Genomic DNA, 14,192 nt, shown 5'->3' on the forward strand with positions numbered 1-14,192 from the left:
CACCCCCTTCGCACGGCCGCGGAATCAACGCAAAATATTGAGTGCCTTACGTAAGATCAATGCCGCCCGAGCGACATGGACTTCGGGCACATGCTTGTGCCAGCATCAGCGGCCGACAGTCCCGGCCTTCCCGTTTGGGCGAGGCCGCGGATCTCCCTGCCGGCAGGTAAGGGGGTCCCTTGCGAAGGAGACCCTTGTGCCTGACGTTCCTCCTGCCCCTCAGCCCGCGCAGTGGTCCTGCTACCTGCGCGCTGTCGTGGACATCGCCTTCCCCACCCGCACCCTGCGCGTCGCGCCCGGCACAGCCCCGCGCGGCGTGCCGGGTCTGCCCTACCCGCTCGCCGGCGGGCAGACGATCCACATCGTGACCGCCTTCGACCCGGCCGGACGCGCGACGCCCCCGGAGGCCAACCTCCGTGCGCAGCACGCCCTGCACGACCACATCCGCGCAACCGGCCGGCAGTGGTGGCCGGCCGTCGGTGGGGACCGGGCCGGCACCCACAGCGAGGTCAGCGCGGCCGTCGCCGGCTGGGACGACCTGCAGGCCAGGGCGCTCGGCCGACAATTCGGCCAGGACGCCGTCTTCGCCTGGTCACCGACCGCGTGGCGGCTGCTGGCCTGCACACCCGCCGTACTCGACGCGCCCCCGGCCGACTGGCACGCGACACTCCTGCGGCCATGAGGAAAATGCGGTGGCGGCGTCGAATCGCGGCGGCCCATCATGCGGGACATGAACGATCAGCCCGAGCGATGGACCCAGGCGACGGTGTACCCCGACATGTGGGCCGATCCGGACGCCGATCCCCGCAACAACGAGGACAGTCCTGAAGGGGAGTCGGCGACGCTCCAGGACTTCCTGGCCAACTACCGCCTGACCCTGCGGATGAAATGCGAGGGCCTGAACGCGGAGCAACTGGCCCGCCGGTCGGTCCCGCCCTCGACGATGTCGCTGCTCGGCCTGGTCCGGCACCTCGCGGAGGTGGAACGGGACTGGCGGAACTGGGTCAGCGACGGCGAACCGCTGCCGAAGCTGTACGGCGCGCGGGACGGCGACTTCGACGGCGCGGTCGCCGATCAGGCCGTGGTCGACGCCGCGTTCGCCGATCTGGGGCGGGAGCAGGCGGCGACGGACGCCGCACTGGCCGCGTACCCGTACCTGGGCAGCCGGGTCGGGAAGGAGAGGATCGCGGTCCGCGAGTTGATGGTGCACCGGATCGACGAGTACGCCCGCCATTGCGGACACGCCGACCTGCTGCGCGAGTGCGTCGACGGCAGGGTGGGCCAGTGACGGGCGCGCCGGGCACCGCTCTCGGCGTACCGGCCCGGCAGCGCCGACGTCACTGATCCGCCCCGTCACGTCCGCCCGGGGTGCGGGCGGGACAACCCGACGAGTGAGGGACCGACTTGATTTACACCATCCGCGAGTACATCCCGGCCGACGAGACGTCCTGGCTGCGCTGCCGGGTGGTGTCCTTCCTGGGCACGGCCTACTTCGACGACGTCCAGCCCTCGAAGCGGACGTCCCCGGTCGCCGCCCTGGACCTGGTGGCGGTGGACGCCGCGGGCGCGGTCGCCGGGATCATGGACACCACCCTCGACGGCGAGTCGGCGACCATCGGCACCGTGGCGATCCACCCCGACCACCAGCGCCGTGGGCTCGGGCGGCGACTGCTCGCGCTGACCCGCGACCGGGCCCGCCAGGCGGGCGCCTCGACCCTGGACGCGTGGACACGGGACGACGAGGCCACACTGCACTGGTACCGCGCCATGGGCTTCGCCGAGAGCGACCACTACCTGCATGTCTACGCCAGCTACCGCAGCGGCAACGGAGAACCGGACCGCGCCATCGCCGCGCGTCGCCCCGGTCTGCTGCCGATGACCTCCTTCTCGCACGCGCGGCTCGCCGATGCGGCCCGGCTGCGTGGCGAGTTCGCCCGCGTCCACGTGTGCCGCCGGTTCTCCCAGTCACTGTGACCGCGGTCGCAGGCCCCGCTCAGCCGGTGGTCGCGTCCGGCGCGTCGAGCAGGACGCACTGGTCGAAGTTCATGCAGCCGCACTCCAGGCAGTCCGCGACGGCCCGGCGCAGGGCCTGGGTCTCTGCGATGTGCTGATCGAGTTCGGGCAGTTTGCGTTCGGCCAGGTCCCGCCACTGGCGGGTGGCGGAGGGCGTGGTGTCGTCGCCCAGCAGCCGGGTGATCTCGGCCAGGGTGAACCCGGCGCGCTGCGCCATCTTGATCAGGGCGACCCGGCGCACCGTGCTCGCGGGCCACACACGGCGGCCCCCTTCGCGGCGCGCGCCGGGCAGCAGGCCGCGCTCCTCCCAGTAACGCAGCGCCGAAGTGCGCACGCGGGCCTTGGCCGCGAGCTCGCCGATGGGCAGATGGCGCATGCCCGCCCCTTCCTGGTCCCGCCTTGACTTCAAGCGTGCTTGAAGCACGAGTGTGACCCGCATGGTCTCAGCACAGCAGGATCGGCCGCTGCCCGGCCCGTACCGCGCACTGTTCGCCGACCGGACCTTCCGGCGGCTGATGCCGGTCTTCGCGCTGTCGGACCTGGGCGACGGCATGAGCGTCGTCGCCGTCGCGTGGCTGGCGCTCGGCCTGGCCCCGGACGGCGGCCGGGGCTCGCTGGTCGGCACCGCTGTCGCCGCGTACGTCCTGCCCGGCGCCCTGGGCGCACTGGTCCTGGGCCGGTGGGTGCGGCGCCTGCCCGCCCAGCGGCTGCTGGTCACCGACGCGGCGCTACGGGCGTTGCTGCTGGGGGCCGTTCCTCTCGCTCACGCGGCGGGTGTACTCACCCCGGCCGTGTACGTCGGGCTCCTGGCCGCCTCGTCGCTGCTCCACGCCTGGGGCAGCGCGGGCAAGTACGCGCTGTTCGTACCTCTGCTCCCCGCCGGCCGGCGTGCGGTGGCCAACAGTGTGCTCAGCACGAGCCTGTGGAGCGCGACGACCGCGGGCCCGGCCCTCGCGGGTCTGCTGGTGGGCGTGATGTCCCCGGCGTGGATCATCGGCATGAACGCGACAACGTTCGCCCTGCTCGCCGTCCAGGCCGGCCGCACCACCACCGCTCCCCCGCCCCAACCGGAGCCGGAGGGCACCGCACGCGGGCTGAGCATGCTGTGGCGGCAACCGGAACTCCTCGGCCTGCTCCTCGTGACCTGGGTGTTCAACCTCGCTTTCGGCCCCGTCGAAGTCGCCCTTCCCCTGTTCGTCTCCGGCGACCTCGACGCCGGTGCGGGGCTGCTCGGCGCCTACTGGGCCGCTTTCGGGATCGGAGCCGTCGTCGGCGCTCTCGCGCTGGGCGCGGCCGGACGTCCACGCCTCCCTCTCCGGCCCGCGATCCTGGGCATCATCGCGGGCCACGGTGTCGGCATGCTCCCCTTCGCCGTCACGCGCAGCGCCGTTCCCTCCCTCATCGGCTTCGCCTTCGCCGGACTCGTCTACGGCCCCTACTCCGCCTTGTCGTTCACCCTGATCCAGGACCGCGCGCCCGCCGGCTCGCTCACCGCGGTGCTGGCCGCACGCAGCGCCGTGCTCCTGACGGCCTCACCCGTGGGCGCGGCGCTCGGCGGCCTGCTCCTCGACCGGACCAGTGCCCCCGCCGTCCTCGTCGGCTGCGGTGCGCTGATGATCGCCGTCGTGCCCGTCAGCGCCGTGGCGCTGCGGCTCTTCGGAACGACCGCGCAACGCATGTGAGTGATCGTTCGCGCACACGTGCTCGTGGAGGCCCGGTCATGCCGCGGCCTACAGTTTTTGATGTACCCGCCGTCCCGCCGGGCTGTCGCCCGCGCGTCGTGGTCCGGTTCTGCGCCGAAGGAGGCCGCTCGTGGCCAGTGCGTTTCAGGAGCGCAAGCTCAGGGGGATGTTCGCCGCGTTCGACGCGGACAGCGACGGCTATCTGTGCGAGGAGGACTTCAGGGCGCTCGTGGCCCGCTGGAGCCGGCTGCCGGGAGTGGGCCCCGGGACGGAGCTCCGGACGCGCGTGGAGACGCTGCTGATGAAATGGTGGGCAGCGCTGCTGGACGCCGGTGACGCCAACGGCGACGGCACGGTCGACATGCAGGAACTGCTGTCGCTCGTCGACAGGCTGCCCGCCATGGTCGGGGACGTCACCGCGACCGCGGAGACCGTCTTCGACGCCGTGGACGCCAACGGCGACGGCCGCATCTCGTCGGAGGAGCACCAGCGGCTCGTGGAGACGTGGAACGGGCAGCCCGTGGAGATGACGGGCATCTTCGAACTGCTCGACCTGAACGGCGACGGCCACCTCAGCCGCGAGGAGTTCGCCATGCTGTGGCGCCAGTTCTGGATCAGCGACAACCCGGTGGAGCCGGGCAACTGGCTCTGCGGCCGGATCCCCGTCGGCTGACCGTCCATCGGCTGCTCCGCGCCGTCGGCCGTACCGCCGAGCGGTACGGCCCCGGTGCCGTGAAGCGTCAGTTCGCGGTCTTGAGGAAGGCCGTCAGGCTGTCCAGCAGCATGGTGGTGCCCTGCTCGGCGAAGTCCCGCTTGTCGGCGGTGTCGCAGGTCTGGGAGACCACGATGCGCGTCAACCAGGCGTCCTGGTCGGTGAGTTCGACGGTCATGAGCGCCTGCTCGTCCTCCCCGGGCACGTCCATGCCCATCACCAGGCGCCGGTTCTCCTCGACCTCGACGAACGAACCGGTCAACGGGAACTGCCCGCCGTCCGGCGTGACCATCGTCGCCTTCCACGTCCCACCCGGCCGCGCGTCCATCTCGACGGATCCGGGGGCGGCGTAGGACCACTGGACGTAGTCCTCCGCCCTGGTCCAGGCGTTCCACACCGCCGCCACAGGAGCCTCCAGGGTCCGCTCCAAGGTGTAGGAGAAACCCTCGGCCGTCGTCTGTTCCGTGGTCATCTCATGCTCCCTGTCTCACTCTTGCCGGGTTGCCGCACTGTAGACACGGGCTCGCGCCGAAAGTCATCGGCCCTGACGGCAACGCGTCACGCGTCATCGCGCCCGAGTTCGGACTTTGCCTTTTGTTGACCATACCGCCATGCGGCCTCCCTGACGTGCCGTCACGAGAAAACTCCTGATCATGCTCAGTGCCGCCGCGCTGACCGTGGCGCCCGCCTCGCCCGCCGAGGCCGACCGCGCCCACGCGGAGTTCGGGCAGGCCCGCCTGACGGGCTTGGCGCCCCTGCCCGCGGAGACGTTCGTGCCGACCGCACGCTGACCGGCGCCGACTTCGACGTCGCATCGCGCGGGCCCACGACGGCACGTACTGGATGGGCGACGAGTTCGGCCCGTTCCTGCTGCACTTCTCCTCGAACGGCCGGCTCCTGCAGGCCCCGGTCCCGCTGGCCGGTGTGAAGGCGCCGGAGAACCCCTACCTGAACGGCGAGCAGCTCACCATCCTCAGCAGCAAGGGCCTCGAGGGCATGGTCCGCTCGGTCGACGGGCGCCGGCTGTACCCGCTCCTGGAGGGCACGGTCAACGGCGACACTCCCGGTGACCTGCGCTTCAACGAGTTCGACCTGCGTGCGGGCCGGTACACCGGCAAGCGCTGGACCTACCGCCTGGAGTCGCCGGCGAACGCCATCGGCGACGCCATCGCGGTCGACAGCCACCGCTTCCCCGTCATCGAGCGCGACGGCGGGCAGGGCGACGACGCCCGGTTCAAGCGGATCCACCTCGCGGACACGCGGGACCGCGACCACGACGGCGCCATGGACAAGACCCTGGTGGCCGACCTGCTGAACATAGCCGACCCCAAGGGCATCGACGGCTTCGGGACGACCTTCCGCTTCCCGTTCACCACGATCGAGGACGTGGTCCTGCTCGACGACCGGACGCCGGCCGTCATGAACGACAACAACTTCCCGTTCTCGTCCGGCCGTACCCCGGGCAAGGCGGACAACAACGAGTTCATCACCATCCGGCTCTCGCACGGACCGGACGCCGACTGGCGCGCGTTCGTCCGATCACGCGCGGGTCCCGTCCCGGGCCCTCGGGCGACCGGAGGGCCCGGGACGGATCGTGCGACACCTGCTCGCGACGTGTCAGGCGGCGGACTCGGGCGAGCCGACCGGTCCCGACAGCAGACGGGCGTTGACGCGGTCCGGCCTCGGCCAGCGCACGTCGTGGACCCAGCCCAGCTTCTCGAACATCCAGATCAGGCGCGCCGACGGGTCGAGCTGGCCCGGCAGGACGCCGTGCCGCGCGCCCGTGGGGTCGGCGTGGTGCGAGTTGTGCCAGCTCTCACCGAAGGACAGCAGGGCGAGCGGCCAGAAGTTGGTGGCCTTGTCGCGGCTGATGAACGGGCGGTTGCCCGCGACGTGGCAGACCGAGTTCACCGACCACGTGACGTGGTGCAGTAGCGCCATCCGGATCACGCCGGCCCAGAAGAACCCGGTCAGCGCGCCGGTCCACGTGCCGGTGACGAGCCCGCCGACGAGCGCCGGCACCAGCAGCGAGACGGCGGTCAGCAGCCCGAAGAGCCTGCCGATCACCTGCATGTCGCGATCGGCGGCGATGTCCGGCGCGAACCTGGTCCGGTTGCTCAGCTCGCGCTTGAGCATCCAGCCGATGTGGGCGTGCAGCAGCCCCTTGACCAGTGCGCGGGTGTCGGAGCCGTAGCGCCAGGGCGAGTGCGGGTCGCCCTCGCGGTCGGCGAAGGCGTGGTGGCGGCGGTGGTTCGCCACCCACTGGACCGGCGAGCCCTCGACGCCGAGCGAACCCGCGACGGCCAGGGCGATCCGCAGACCGCGCCGGGCCTTGAACGAGCGGTGCGTGAAGAGGCGGTGGTAGCCGACCGTCAGGCCGAAGCCGGAGACCAGGTAGGCGACGACGGCCATGGCGATGTCCAGGGCGGACAGGCCCCAGCCCCACACGAACGGCACCACGGCGATGAGGGCGACCGGCGGGCCGACGACGAAGAGCCACATCGCCACCCCCGCCGCGGCCGTCTGCGGGGCGTCGAGCAGCGGCCTGGCCTCCGCCGCGGTCTCGGCGTCGCGTTCGGCGACGGCCTGTTCAGCACGGTCAGCGTCGCTCGGGTTCATGGGTTCCTCGCCGTTGCTCGAGCCATTTCGGAGGTGATGCCGGACCGACGGGATCATGCGCATCCGTGCGCACGGCCAAACGTGCCCGCCAGTCCACGCAAAGGATTCCACCGGACGGCATCGGCGCAGGTCGTCGCCGATGTCCAGGGTGTGAACGGCGCTGGACCGAAAATCGCTTGACACGCCTCGTGACGTTCCAATCGCCTCATCCTGCCCACCTTTCTACGCGTTCACCTCCTGTGTGTGAACCGCATGCCGGACCTGGACACCGAGGGGCGCGCCGACCATCGCCACCGCACCGCCTGCCGGGCTGCCTACCAACCGCCGAGGGCGTGCGAGCGTGACACGCCGAAAGGACGTCAGCCGACATGTCGCCACACGCTGCGGCGTTCGCCCGGTGATGTCGCGACCCACCCCCATGTACCGCCGGATTGACCCGGCTCACACGTGGTGTCACTCCCTGGCCGACCGCCCCCTTCCGTCACCTCTTTAACCGGTGATACGGTCGTGATCAACCTCGGGCCCGGAGCCTCCTCCATGGAGGCAGGTTCGGCACGTCCCGGCGCACGTCTTCTTCTTTGGATGGGAAACCTGTGAAACGAGCTCTGACCGTTCTTGCCGCCTGCGTGCCGCTGGCCGCGGCGGGGTATCTGCCGACCGCGTCGGCGGAGTCCGGGAACGCCATAGGTGCCTCGGCGCCCACCTGTACGACGGCATCCGTGAAGGCCCCGGCCGGTACCAGGGTGGAGTCCGCGACTGCGGTACGCCAGGAGGGAGGCACCGTTCACGGAACCGGCGTCCTGGGCGGCACGGTCACCGACGTCCCCGCCTACTGCGAGGTGACGGTCACCGTCACCCACCCCGGGGACAACGACCACGCCAGGATCCGGACCTGGCTGCCCGTGAAGGGCTGGAACGGCCGCTTCCAGGCGCTCGGCGGCAGTGCCTACGCGGCCGGTGACAACGGCGTCGGGATGGGCACCGCGGTCAAGAACGGCTACGCCGTCACCACGACCGACGCGGGCGTCGGCGACGTGCTCGACGTCGGCTGGGCGCTCAACGGCAACGGGAAGGTCGACACCGCGCTGCTGAAGAACTTCGCGGACCGTTCCCAGCACGAGGCGGCGGTCGTCGGCAAGCAGGTCGTCGACGGCGTCTACGGCAGGCGTGCCGCCTACTCGTACTTCAACGGCTGTTCCACCGGCGGGCGCCAGAGCTACATGGAGGCCCAGCGCCACCCAGGCGACTACGACGGCATCCTCGCCAAGGCGCCGGCCGTCAACTGGGACGAGTTCGAGGTCGCCACCCTGTGGCCGCAGGTCGTGATGAACAACGAGAAGACCTACCCGACGGCCTGCGAGTTCAAGGCCTTCACCGACGCGGCCGTCAAGGCCTGCGACACAGCCGACGGCCTCGCGGACGGTCTGGTCAACGACCCGTCGCGGTGCGACTTCGACCCGCGCCGGCTGATCGGCACCAAGGTGGTCTGCGACGGCAAGGAGCTGGAGATCACAGCCGCCGAGGCAGCCGTGGTCCGCAGGATCTGGGACGGCCCGCGCACCCAGTCGGGCGAGAAGCTGTGGCCCGGCGTCCCGGTCGGAGCGGACCTGTCGGCGCTGGCCGGAGTCACCGCGCCCGACGCGAACGGCGACGTCAAGGGCGAACCCTTCCCCGTGCCCCGCTCCTGGGTCACCCTGTGGGTGGAGAAGCAGCCGTCGTTCGACGTCTCGACGATCACCTACAGCCGGTTCGCGCAGCTGTTCCGGCAGTCCGAGGCCGAGTACGACAAGGTCATCGGCACCGACGACCCCGACCTCTCCGCCTTCCGCGACTCCGGCGGCAAGCTGCTGAGCTGGCACGGCCTGGCGGACCAGTTCATCCCGGCCCAGGGCACGGTCGCGTACCGCGAGCGGGTCGAGGCCATGATGGGCGGCACCAAGAAGGTCGACGACTTCTACCGTCTCTTCCTCGCGCCGGGCACGAACCATTGCGGCCTCAACGCGGGCGACGGCACGACCGACGACCTCGGTGCGCTGAGGACCTGGGTCGAGCACGGCAAGGCCCCCAGGACGCTTCCCGCCACCCTGCTCGACTCGGCCGGGCAGAGTGTCAGCCGGGACCTCTGCGGCTACCCGAAGGTCTCCCGCTACGTCGGCACCGGTGAGCCGGGCACGGCCTCCGGCTTCCGCTGCGTGGTTCCGTCCCGGCACTGACCGCGCCGCGCACCCGGAGGGTCCGACGGCCGGGCCTCGTGCGACGCCGTCCCGGCCCGCGCCCTGCGGCGCGGGCCGGGACGGTGGCACGGCCCGGGCGACTCTCCCGATGGCTGCGGGAGGAACCGGTCGGTAACCTTGGGGTGAGCCGACACGATCCACGGCTCCCCCGCACGGGGAGCACTACCGGCGGAAGAGTTCATGAGCGACCGCGGCGTTCCGGACGCTGCCGGCGGCATGGGCGAGGAACTGGCGGCGGCTCTGCACGCTGCAGTGCAGTGGGCCGTCCCCGGTCTCGACGCCGTGGCGGCGGCCGTGTACCTGTTGACCCCCTCCGGCGAACTGCGCGCAGCCATGATCGGCGGCAGTCCGCCGTCAGTCTTCACACTTCCCGGCCGGATGTCCCCGGACGCCATCTATGCCTCCGCCCGGGCGCTGGCCCGGCACGGAGTGGCGGTCCTGGCCGAGCCGGACCCGCTCGCCGAACCGGGGCACGGAGCGAAGCCCTACCCCTACATCGTGGCCTCGGTCCCCCTCGAAGGGGCGGGACGCCGCTTCGGCTCCCTGACCGTGCTGCGCACCGAGGACCGGGGCGCCTACGAGGACACGGACTGCCTGCGGCTCTCACGGATCGGCGAGCGACTCGTCCTGCTCCTGTCCGACCTGCTCGCCCGTGGTGCCACGATCGCCCCCGGAAGCCTTCCGGTGCTGGTCCCGCTCTTCGGCACCGAGCCCCGGGCCGAGCCCGGCACCAGGGCACGGTGGGGCGTCCCGGGCATGTTCGGCTCCGCGGGCCTGACCCTCCTGTACGCCGCGCACCGCCTGGCCGACATGCTCAACCGGGCGACCACCATGGACGATGTCACCGCGGCGGCGGACTTCTGCCTGATGGCACCGCTGCACGCGAACGCGTTGGCCTTGGTCTCCGCCGTCGAAGGACGTCTTTGGGTCCGGGGCCACAGCGGGGACTCCTCGCACCTGGTGCGCGCAATGCACGGCAGCGGAATCCACTCGGGCACGCCCGCGGCCCGGGCGCTGCAGGGACGGGCGCTGTTCCTCCCGGATACGTCCGATGCCCATCCGCACGACGGCGGCCAAGCGCGGGCCGCCGCATACCTGCCGCTCGTCGGCAGCCGGCACGTCGTGGACCTGCCCATGTCCGACGCCGCCCCCGTCGTCGGGGTCTGCTGCTTGGCGTTCGACGGCCCGAGAACGTTCCCGCCCGAGGAGAGGGCCGTATTGACCATGATGGCCGGGCTGCTGGGCTCGGCGGTCAAACGCATCGAACTCGGCGCCAGGCACGAGGCACTCGCCAAGAGCATGCAGAAACTCCTCCTCCCCGCCACGCTCCCCGAGGTGCGCGGCCTGACCGTCACAGCCCGTTACCGAACCGCTGACGGCGCGGGCGAAGTGGGTGGCGACTGGTACGACGTGATCACGATGCCGGACGGCCGCGCGGCGCTCGTCATCGGTGACGTCGAGGGGCACAGGATGGAGAGCGCCGCCGTCATGGGCCAGTTGCGCGCCGCGGTTTCCGCGTACGCCACCGAGGGCCACGGGCCGACCGCACTGCTGGAACGCACGGACCGGCTGCTGTCCCGGCTCGGGACCGAACTCCTCGCCACCTGCTGCGTGGTGGTCCTGGACACGGTGACAGGGGAGACCAAGGTGGCACTCGCCGGACACCCGGCGCCGCTCGCCCGGCTGCCCGACGGCAGCCTCCTTCACATGAGGGCCCCGGCCAATGTGCCGCTCGGTGTCCACGGGCGGAATCCCTACCGTTCGGCGGAGTACGTGCTCCCGCCCGGCACGGCGCTCGTGCTCGCCTCGGACGGACTGCTCGACCCGGAACACGACGACGTCCTCGCACGCCTCGACACCACCGGCCGGCAGCCGGGCACCGCCTTGGAGGAACTCGCCGACCGGCTGCTGGACAGCGCACCCCGACTCCGCGACGACGCGGCGCTGCTGCTGGCCGGCTACGAGGGAGAGGGCGACCGCACGACGCATCGCGCCGCGCACCTGCACGTCCAGCGCCGCGACCTGCACGGGGTGGCGGCGGCTCGCGGCTTCGTGCACCAGCGGCTGTGCGACTGGGGACTGGTGGGACTGTCGGACGACCTCGTGCTCATCACGTCGGAACTCGTGACGAACGCGCTCATCCACGCCGGCAGCGACGTCGACCTGCGACTGCGGTCCTTCGGTGACCACATCCGTCTTGAGGTGCTCGACTCCGACAGCGATCCACCGGTTCCCACCGCCTACTCACTCACCGACGAGGGCCGCGCGAAGGCCGAGCACGGCCGCGGTCTGTATCTGGTCGACGCACTGTGCCGTACGTGGAACACCTCCACGTGCGGCCTCGGAAAAACCGTGTGGCTGGAGATGGACATCCCGGGTGCGGAGCAGCGGCGCGGCGGCTGAGCCGGCGTCGCCCGAAGGTTCCTCGGCCCGCGCCGCGGACCGGCTTGCGGGCTTCGTTCCGCGTTTCGGCGTTCAGCTCTTCACAGCCCTCCATCGTGTCGCGATTGCTTTATGTAATCCATCTCTCATGCTCAGGAACACGCGATAACTGCTACAGTCATGTTGCAGATCATCGCCGGCGGCGTTCACGACGCCCTGCGGCGCCCGCCCGTCACCCCGTGGCCGCGTACACCCCCCGAAAGGTCCCTCCCCCATGCCCGAACCACAGCACGCGAAGGCACCCCGCTCGCCCGGTGTCGCCGCGGCCATGAGCGCCCTGATCCTCGCCGTCCTCCTGGCGGCACTGGACCAGACGATCGTCTCGACCGCGCTGCCCCGGATAGCCGAGGACCTCGGCGGCTTCGACGACATCGCCTGGGTCAGCGCGGCCTACCTGCTGGCCTCGACGGCGGTCACCCCGCTGTGGGGCAAACTCGGCGACATGTTCGGTCGCAAGCGCCTCTACCTGGCCTCGACCGTCGTCTTCCTCGTCGCATCCGTCGCCTGCGGCCTCGCGCGGAATCTGCCCGAGCTCATCGGCGCCCGCGTTCTGCAGGGCGTCGGCGGCGGCGGCATGATCGTCCTGACCTTCGCCCTCGTCGGTGACATCGTCGCTCCCGGCGAACGCGGCCGCTACCAGGGCATGTTCGGCTCCGTGTACGGCGTCGCCAGCATCATCGGCCCCCTCCTCGGCGGCATCTTCACCGACCAGCTCTCCTGGCGCTGGGCGTTCCTGATCAACCTCCCCGTCGGCGCGCTGGCCGTCGTCATTGCCGCCCGGTCCCTTCCCACCGGGCGACGGAACGCGGCGACCGCCCGCATCGACCATCTCGGCGCCCTGACGCTCGCCGCCGTGGCCACGGGCCTGGTGCTGATCACGTCCTTCGGCGGGCGCTGGGGCTGGGGCTCTCCCGGCATCATCGGCCTGATGATCGGCACGCTCGCGCTGGCCGCGCTGCTGGTCCCGGTCGAGCGCCGCGCCACCGCCCCCGTGCTCCCGCTGCCGATGCTCACCTCGCGCACGGTGGTTCTCTCCTCGCTGACCGGTTTCGTGGCGAACGCCGCCATGTTCAGCGTGCTGGTGTACCTGCCCACCTACCTGCAGATCGTCGACGGGGTCTCGGCCACCCTCTCCGGAATCCACATGCTGCCGCTCGTCGTCGGCCTGGTCATCAGCCAGTCCCTCGCCGGACGCTGGTCCGCCCACGTGGGGCGGCTGCGTCCCATCCTCGTCGCGGGCATGCTCCTCAACATCGCGGGTCTGCTCCTGCTGTCCACCATCGGCGCGGGCACCGGCACCGCCGTCCTCAGCCTCTACTTCCTCGTCACCGGCGTCGGCATCGGCATGGTCCCCATGGTCGTCCTGACCACCGTGCAGAACAGCGTCCCGGCCGCCGACCTCGGCGCCGCCAGTGCGGTCGTCACCTTCGCCCGCTCCATCGGTGCCGCCTTCGGCGTCGCCGTCTTCGGCGCCCTGCTGACCGGCAACTTCACGGGCCGGCTGGAGGGCACCGCCGCCGACGGCGCCCTGGACCCGTCCCGCCCCGACACCATCGCCCAACTGCCGTCCGCCGTACGCGACATCGCTCTCGACGCCTTCGCCCGCGCCACCGGGACCGGTTTCCTGTGGATCACGCCGCTGGTCGCCGTGGGAGCCGTGTTCACCCTCTTCCTCAAGCCGGCTTCAGGGCGAAGCGAGACCGCGCCGAAGGCGACGCAGCGCAAGGGCGAGGAGCGGATGACAGCCGCCTGATCGCGAGCCGTCCCAGCGGGAGTCCGCGAACTCCCCGACGGCGGCCATCTCTTGACCGACCTGAGGCGCGCGTCACATGCGTCCGTGTCACAGTCCGGCGGCCTCATCCGTCCATGAGGTGCAACCGCCAGCAACGACACAGGAGTGCACCATGGAAGCCAGGCTGAACATCATGGCAAGCCCGGTCGCGGCCAAGGCCATCAAGCACATCATCGCCGCGGGTCAGGCGCTCGCCGAGTCGACCCTGCCGGCCGCGACGCGCGAACTGGTCAACATCCGCGCCAGTCAGATCAACGGCTGCGCCGGATGCATCGACATGCACACCAAGGACGCCGCGGCCGCGGGCGAGACCGCGGTACGCCTCAACATGGTCGCGGTCTGGCGCGAGGCCACGGTCTTCACCGACGCCGAGCGCGCCGCGCTGGAACTGACGGAGCAGGGCACCCGCATCGCGGACGCCGCCGGCGGCGTCCCCGACGAGGTGTGGGCGAACGCCGCCAAGCACTACGACGAGGACCAGCTCGCCGCCCTGGTGACGCAGATCGCCGTCATCAACGCCTTCAACCGCGGAAACGTCATCACCCAGCAGCCCGCGGGCGACTACCAGGTCGGCCAGTACCACTGACGGCACCACCACCCGGCGCGCACCCCGGGTCCGGTCCCGCGGAGGGCCGTACCCGGGGTGCGCGAATGGACAACGCGTCCTGGCATCGCCACACTTCGGGGGCGAACGCGCG

At 71.2% G+C, this 14,192-nt stretch carries 13 protein-coding genes and 1 pseudogene; 11 read left to right on the forward strand and 3 right to left on the reverse strand.

The genetic code is table 11. The features are described from left to right. The first annotated feature begins 196 nt into the window (after positions 1 to 196). The 3 genes from ACIP9H_RS06440 (at position 197) to ACIP9H_RS06450 (ending at position 1,974) form a co-directional block, all read left to right on the forward strand. Positions 197 to 682 (forward strand): DUF3293 domain-containing protein, encoded by a 486-nt coding sequence (locus ACIP9H_RS06440; RefSeq protein WP_401581733.1) that lies wholly within the window; start codon positions 197 to 199, stop codon positions 680 to 682. Between the two features lie 39 nt (positions 683 to 721). Continuing rightward, positions 722 to 1,288 carry a DinB family protein gene (locus ACIP9H_RS06445; protein ID WP_401581736.1) on the forward strand — a complete coding sequence of 189 codons (567 nt, stop codon included), beginning with the start codon at positions 722 to 724 and terminating at the stop codon, positions 1,286 to 1,288. 116 nt (positions 1,289 to 1,404) lie between these two features. Further along, on the forward strand, positions 1,405 to 1,974 hold the full coding sequence (locus ACIP9H_RS06450; protein ID WP_401581738.1) for a GNAT family N-acetyltransferase: 570 nt from the start codon (positions 1,405 to 1,407) through the stop codon (positions 1,972 to 1,974). Between the two features lie 19 nt (positions 1,975 to 1,993). Here ACIP9H_RS06450 and ACIP9H_RS06455 read toward each other — a convergent pair whose 3' ends face one another. Further along, positions 1,994 to 2,389: a MerR family transcriptional regulator gene (locus ACIP9H_RS06455; protein ID WP_401581741.1), complete on the reverse strand. Its 396-nt coding sequence runs from the start codon at positions 2,387 to 2,389 to the stop codon at positions 1,994 to 1,996. 61 nt (positions 2,390 to 2,450) lie between these two features. Between ACIP9H_RS06455 and ACIP9H_RS06460 the strand changes: the two genes are divergently transcribed. Beyond that, positions 2,451 to 3,695, forward strand: coding sequence for an MFS transporter (locus ACIP9H_RS06460; protein ID WP_401581744.1), 1,245 nt, complete (start codon positions 2,451 to 2,453; stop codon positions 3,693 to 3,695). A 130-nt stretch (positions 3,696 to 3,825) separates the two neighbouring features. Continuing rightward, positions 3,826 to 4,368: an EF-hand domain-containing protein gene (locus ACIP9H_RS06465; protein WP_401581747.1), complete on the forward strand. Its 543-nt coding sequence runs from the start codon at positions 3,826 to 3,828 to the stop codon at positions 4,366 to 4,368. Positions 4,369 to 4,435: 67 nt separating this feature from the next. Here ACIP9H_RS06465 and ACIP9H_RS06470 read toward each other — a convergent pair whose 3' ends face one another. Beyond that, a complete protein-coding gene (locus ACIP9H_RS06470) occupies positions 4,436 to 4,879 on the reverse strand; it encodes an SRPBCC domain-containing protein (RefSeq protein WP_401581749.1) in 444 nt (147 codons plus the stop codon). 181 nt (positions 4,880 to 5,060) lie between these two features. Here ACIP9H_RS06470 and ACIP9H_RS06475 point away from each other — a divergent pair, with 181 nt between their 5' ends. Beyond that, positions 5,061 to 5,198 carry a hypothetical protein gene (locus ACIP9H_RS06475; RefSeq protein WP_401581751.1) on the forward strand — a complete coding sequence of 46 codons (138 nt, stop codon included), beginning with the start codon at positions 5,061 to 5,063 and terminating at the stop codon, positions 5,196 to 5,198. A gap of 52 nt (positions 5,199 to 5,250) precedes the next feature. After that, positions 5,251 to 5,784: pseudogene (locus ACIP9H_RS06480) on the forward strand (esterase-like activity of phytase family protein); the annotation flags it as partial. Positions 5,785 to 6,024: 240 nt separating this feature from the next. Here the strand turns inward: ACIP9H_RS06480 and ACIP9H_RS06485 are convergent. Then, entirely contained in the window at positions 6,025 to 7,026 is a 1,002-nt protein-coding gene (locus tag ACIP9H_RS06485; RefSeq protein ID WP_401581754.1) for an acyl-CoA desaturase, read from the reverse strand. Between the two features lie 593 nt (positions 7,027 to 7,619). On the opposite strand from ACIP9H_RS06485, the gene ACIP9H_RS06490 reads away from it, so the two are divergent. The 4 genes from ACIP9H_RS06490 to ACIP9H_RS06505 all read left to right on the forward strand — a co-directional run bounded on the left by ACIP9H_RS06490 (position 7,620) and on the right by ACIP9H_RS06505 (position 14,080). Then, positions 7,620 to 9,239: a tannase/feruloyl esterase family alpha/beta hydrolase gene (locus tag ACIP9H_RS06490; protein ID WP_401581757.1), complete on the forward strand. Its 1,620-nt coding sequence runs from the start codon at positions 7,620 to 7,622 to the stop codon at positions 9,237 to 9,239. Between the two features lie 201 nt (positions 9,240 to 9,440). Then, positions 9,441 to 11,663, forward strand: coding sequence for a SpoIIE family protein phosphatase (locus ACIP9H_RS06495; protein ID WP_401581760.1), 2,223 nt, complete (start codon positions 9,441 to 9,443; stop codon positions 11,661 to 11,663). A 253-nt stretch (positions 11,664 to 11,916) separates the two neighbouring features. Further along, the gene (locus ACIP9H_RS06500; protein WP_401581763.1) at positions 11,917 to 13,455 is read left to right on the forward strand and encodes an MDR family MFS transporter; all 1,539 of its coding nucleotides are present in this window, start codon (positions 11,917 to 11,919) and stop codon (positions 13,453 to 13,455) included. 151 nt (positions 13,456 to 13,606) lie between these two features. Continuing rightward, entirely contained in the window at positions 13,607 to 14,080 is a 474-nt protein-coding gene (locus ACIP9H_RS06505; RefSeq protein WP_360907705.1) for a carboxymuconolactone decarboxylase family protein, read from the forward strand. Positions 14,081 to 14,192 lie beyond the last annotated feature (112 nt).

The organism is Streptomyces sp. NPDC088732 (assembly GCF_044751205.1).
Taxonomy (GTDB): Bacteria; Actinomycetota; Actinomycetes; order Streptomycetales; family Streptomycetaceae; genus Actinacidiphila.

Bases quoted from the DNA above. Each gene is read 5' to 3' on its own strand.
- ACIP9H_RS06445 (WP_401581736.1), top strand. From the start codon at position 722: ATGCGGGACATGAACGATCAGCCCGAGCGATGGACCCAGGCGACGGTG.
- ACIP9H_RS06455 (WP_401581741.1), bottom strand. From the start codon at position 2,389: ATGCGCCATCTGCCCATCGGCGAGCTCGCGGCCAAGGCCCGCGTGCGC.
- ACIP9H_RS06500 (WP_401581763.1), top strand. From the start codon at position 11,917: ATGCCCGAACCACAGCACGCGAAGGCACCCCGCTCGCCCGGTGTCGCC.
- ACIP9H_RS06460 (WP_401581744.1), top strand. From the start codon at position 2,451: ATGGTCTCAGCACAGCAGGATCGGCCGCTGCCCGGCCCGTACCGCGCA.
- ACIP9H_RS06495 (WP_401581760.1), top strand. From the start codon at position 9,441: ATGAGCGACCGCGGCGTTCCGGACGCTGCCGGCGGCATGGGCGAGGAA.
- ACIP9H_RS06470 (WP_401581749.1), bottom strand. From the start codon at position 4,879: ATGACCACGGAACAGACGACGGCCGAGGGTTTCTCCTACACCTTGGAG.
- ACIP9H_RS06485 (WP_401581754.1), bottom strand. From the start codon at position 7,026: ATGAACCCGAGCGACGCTGACCGTGCTGAACAGGCCGTCGCCGAACGC.
- ACIP9H_RS06505 (WP_360907705.1), top strand. From the start codon at position 13,607: ATGGAAGCCAGGCTGAACATCATGGCAAGCCCGGTCGCGGCCAAGGCC.
- ACIP9H_RS06475 (WP_401581751.1), top strand. From the start codon at position 5,061: ATGCTCAGTGCCGCCGCGCTGACCGTGGCGCCCGCCTCGCCCGCCGAG.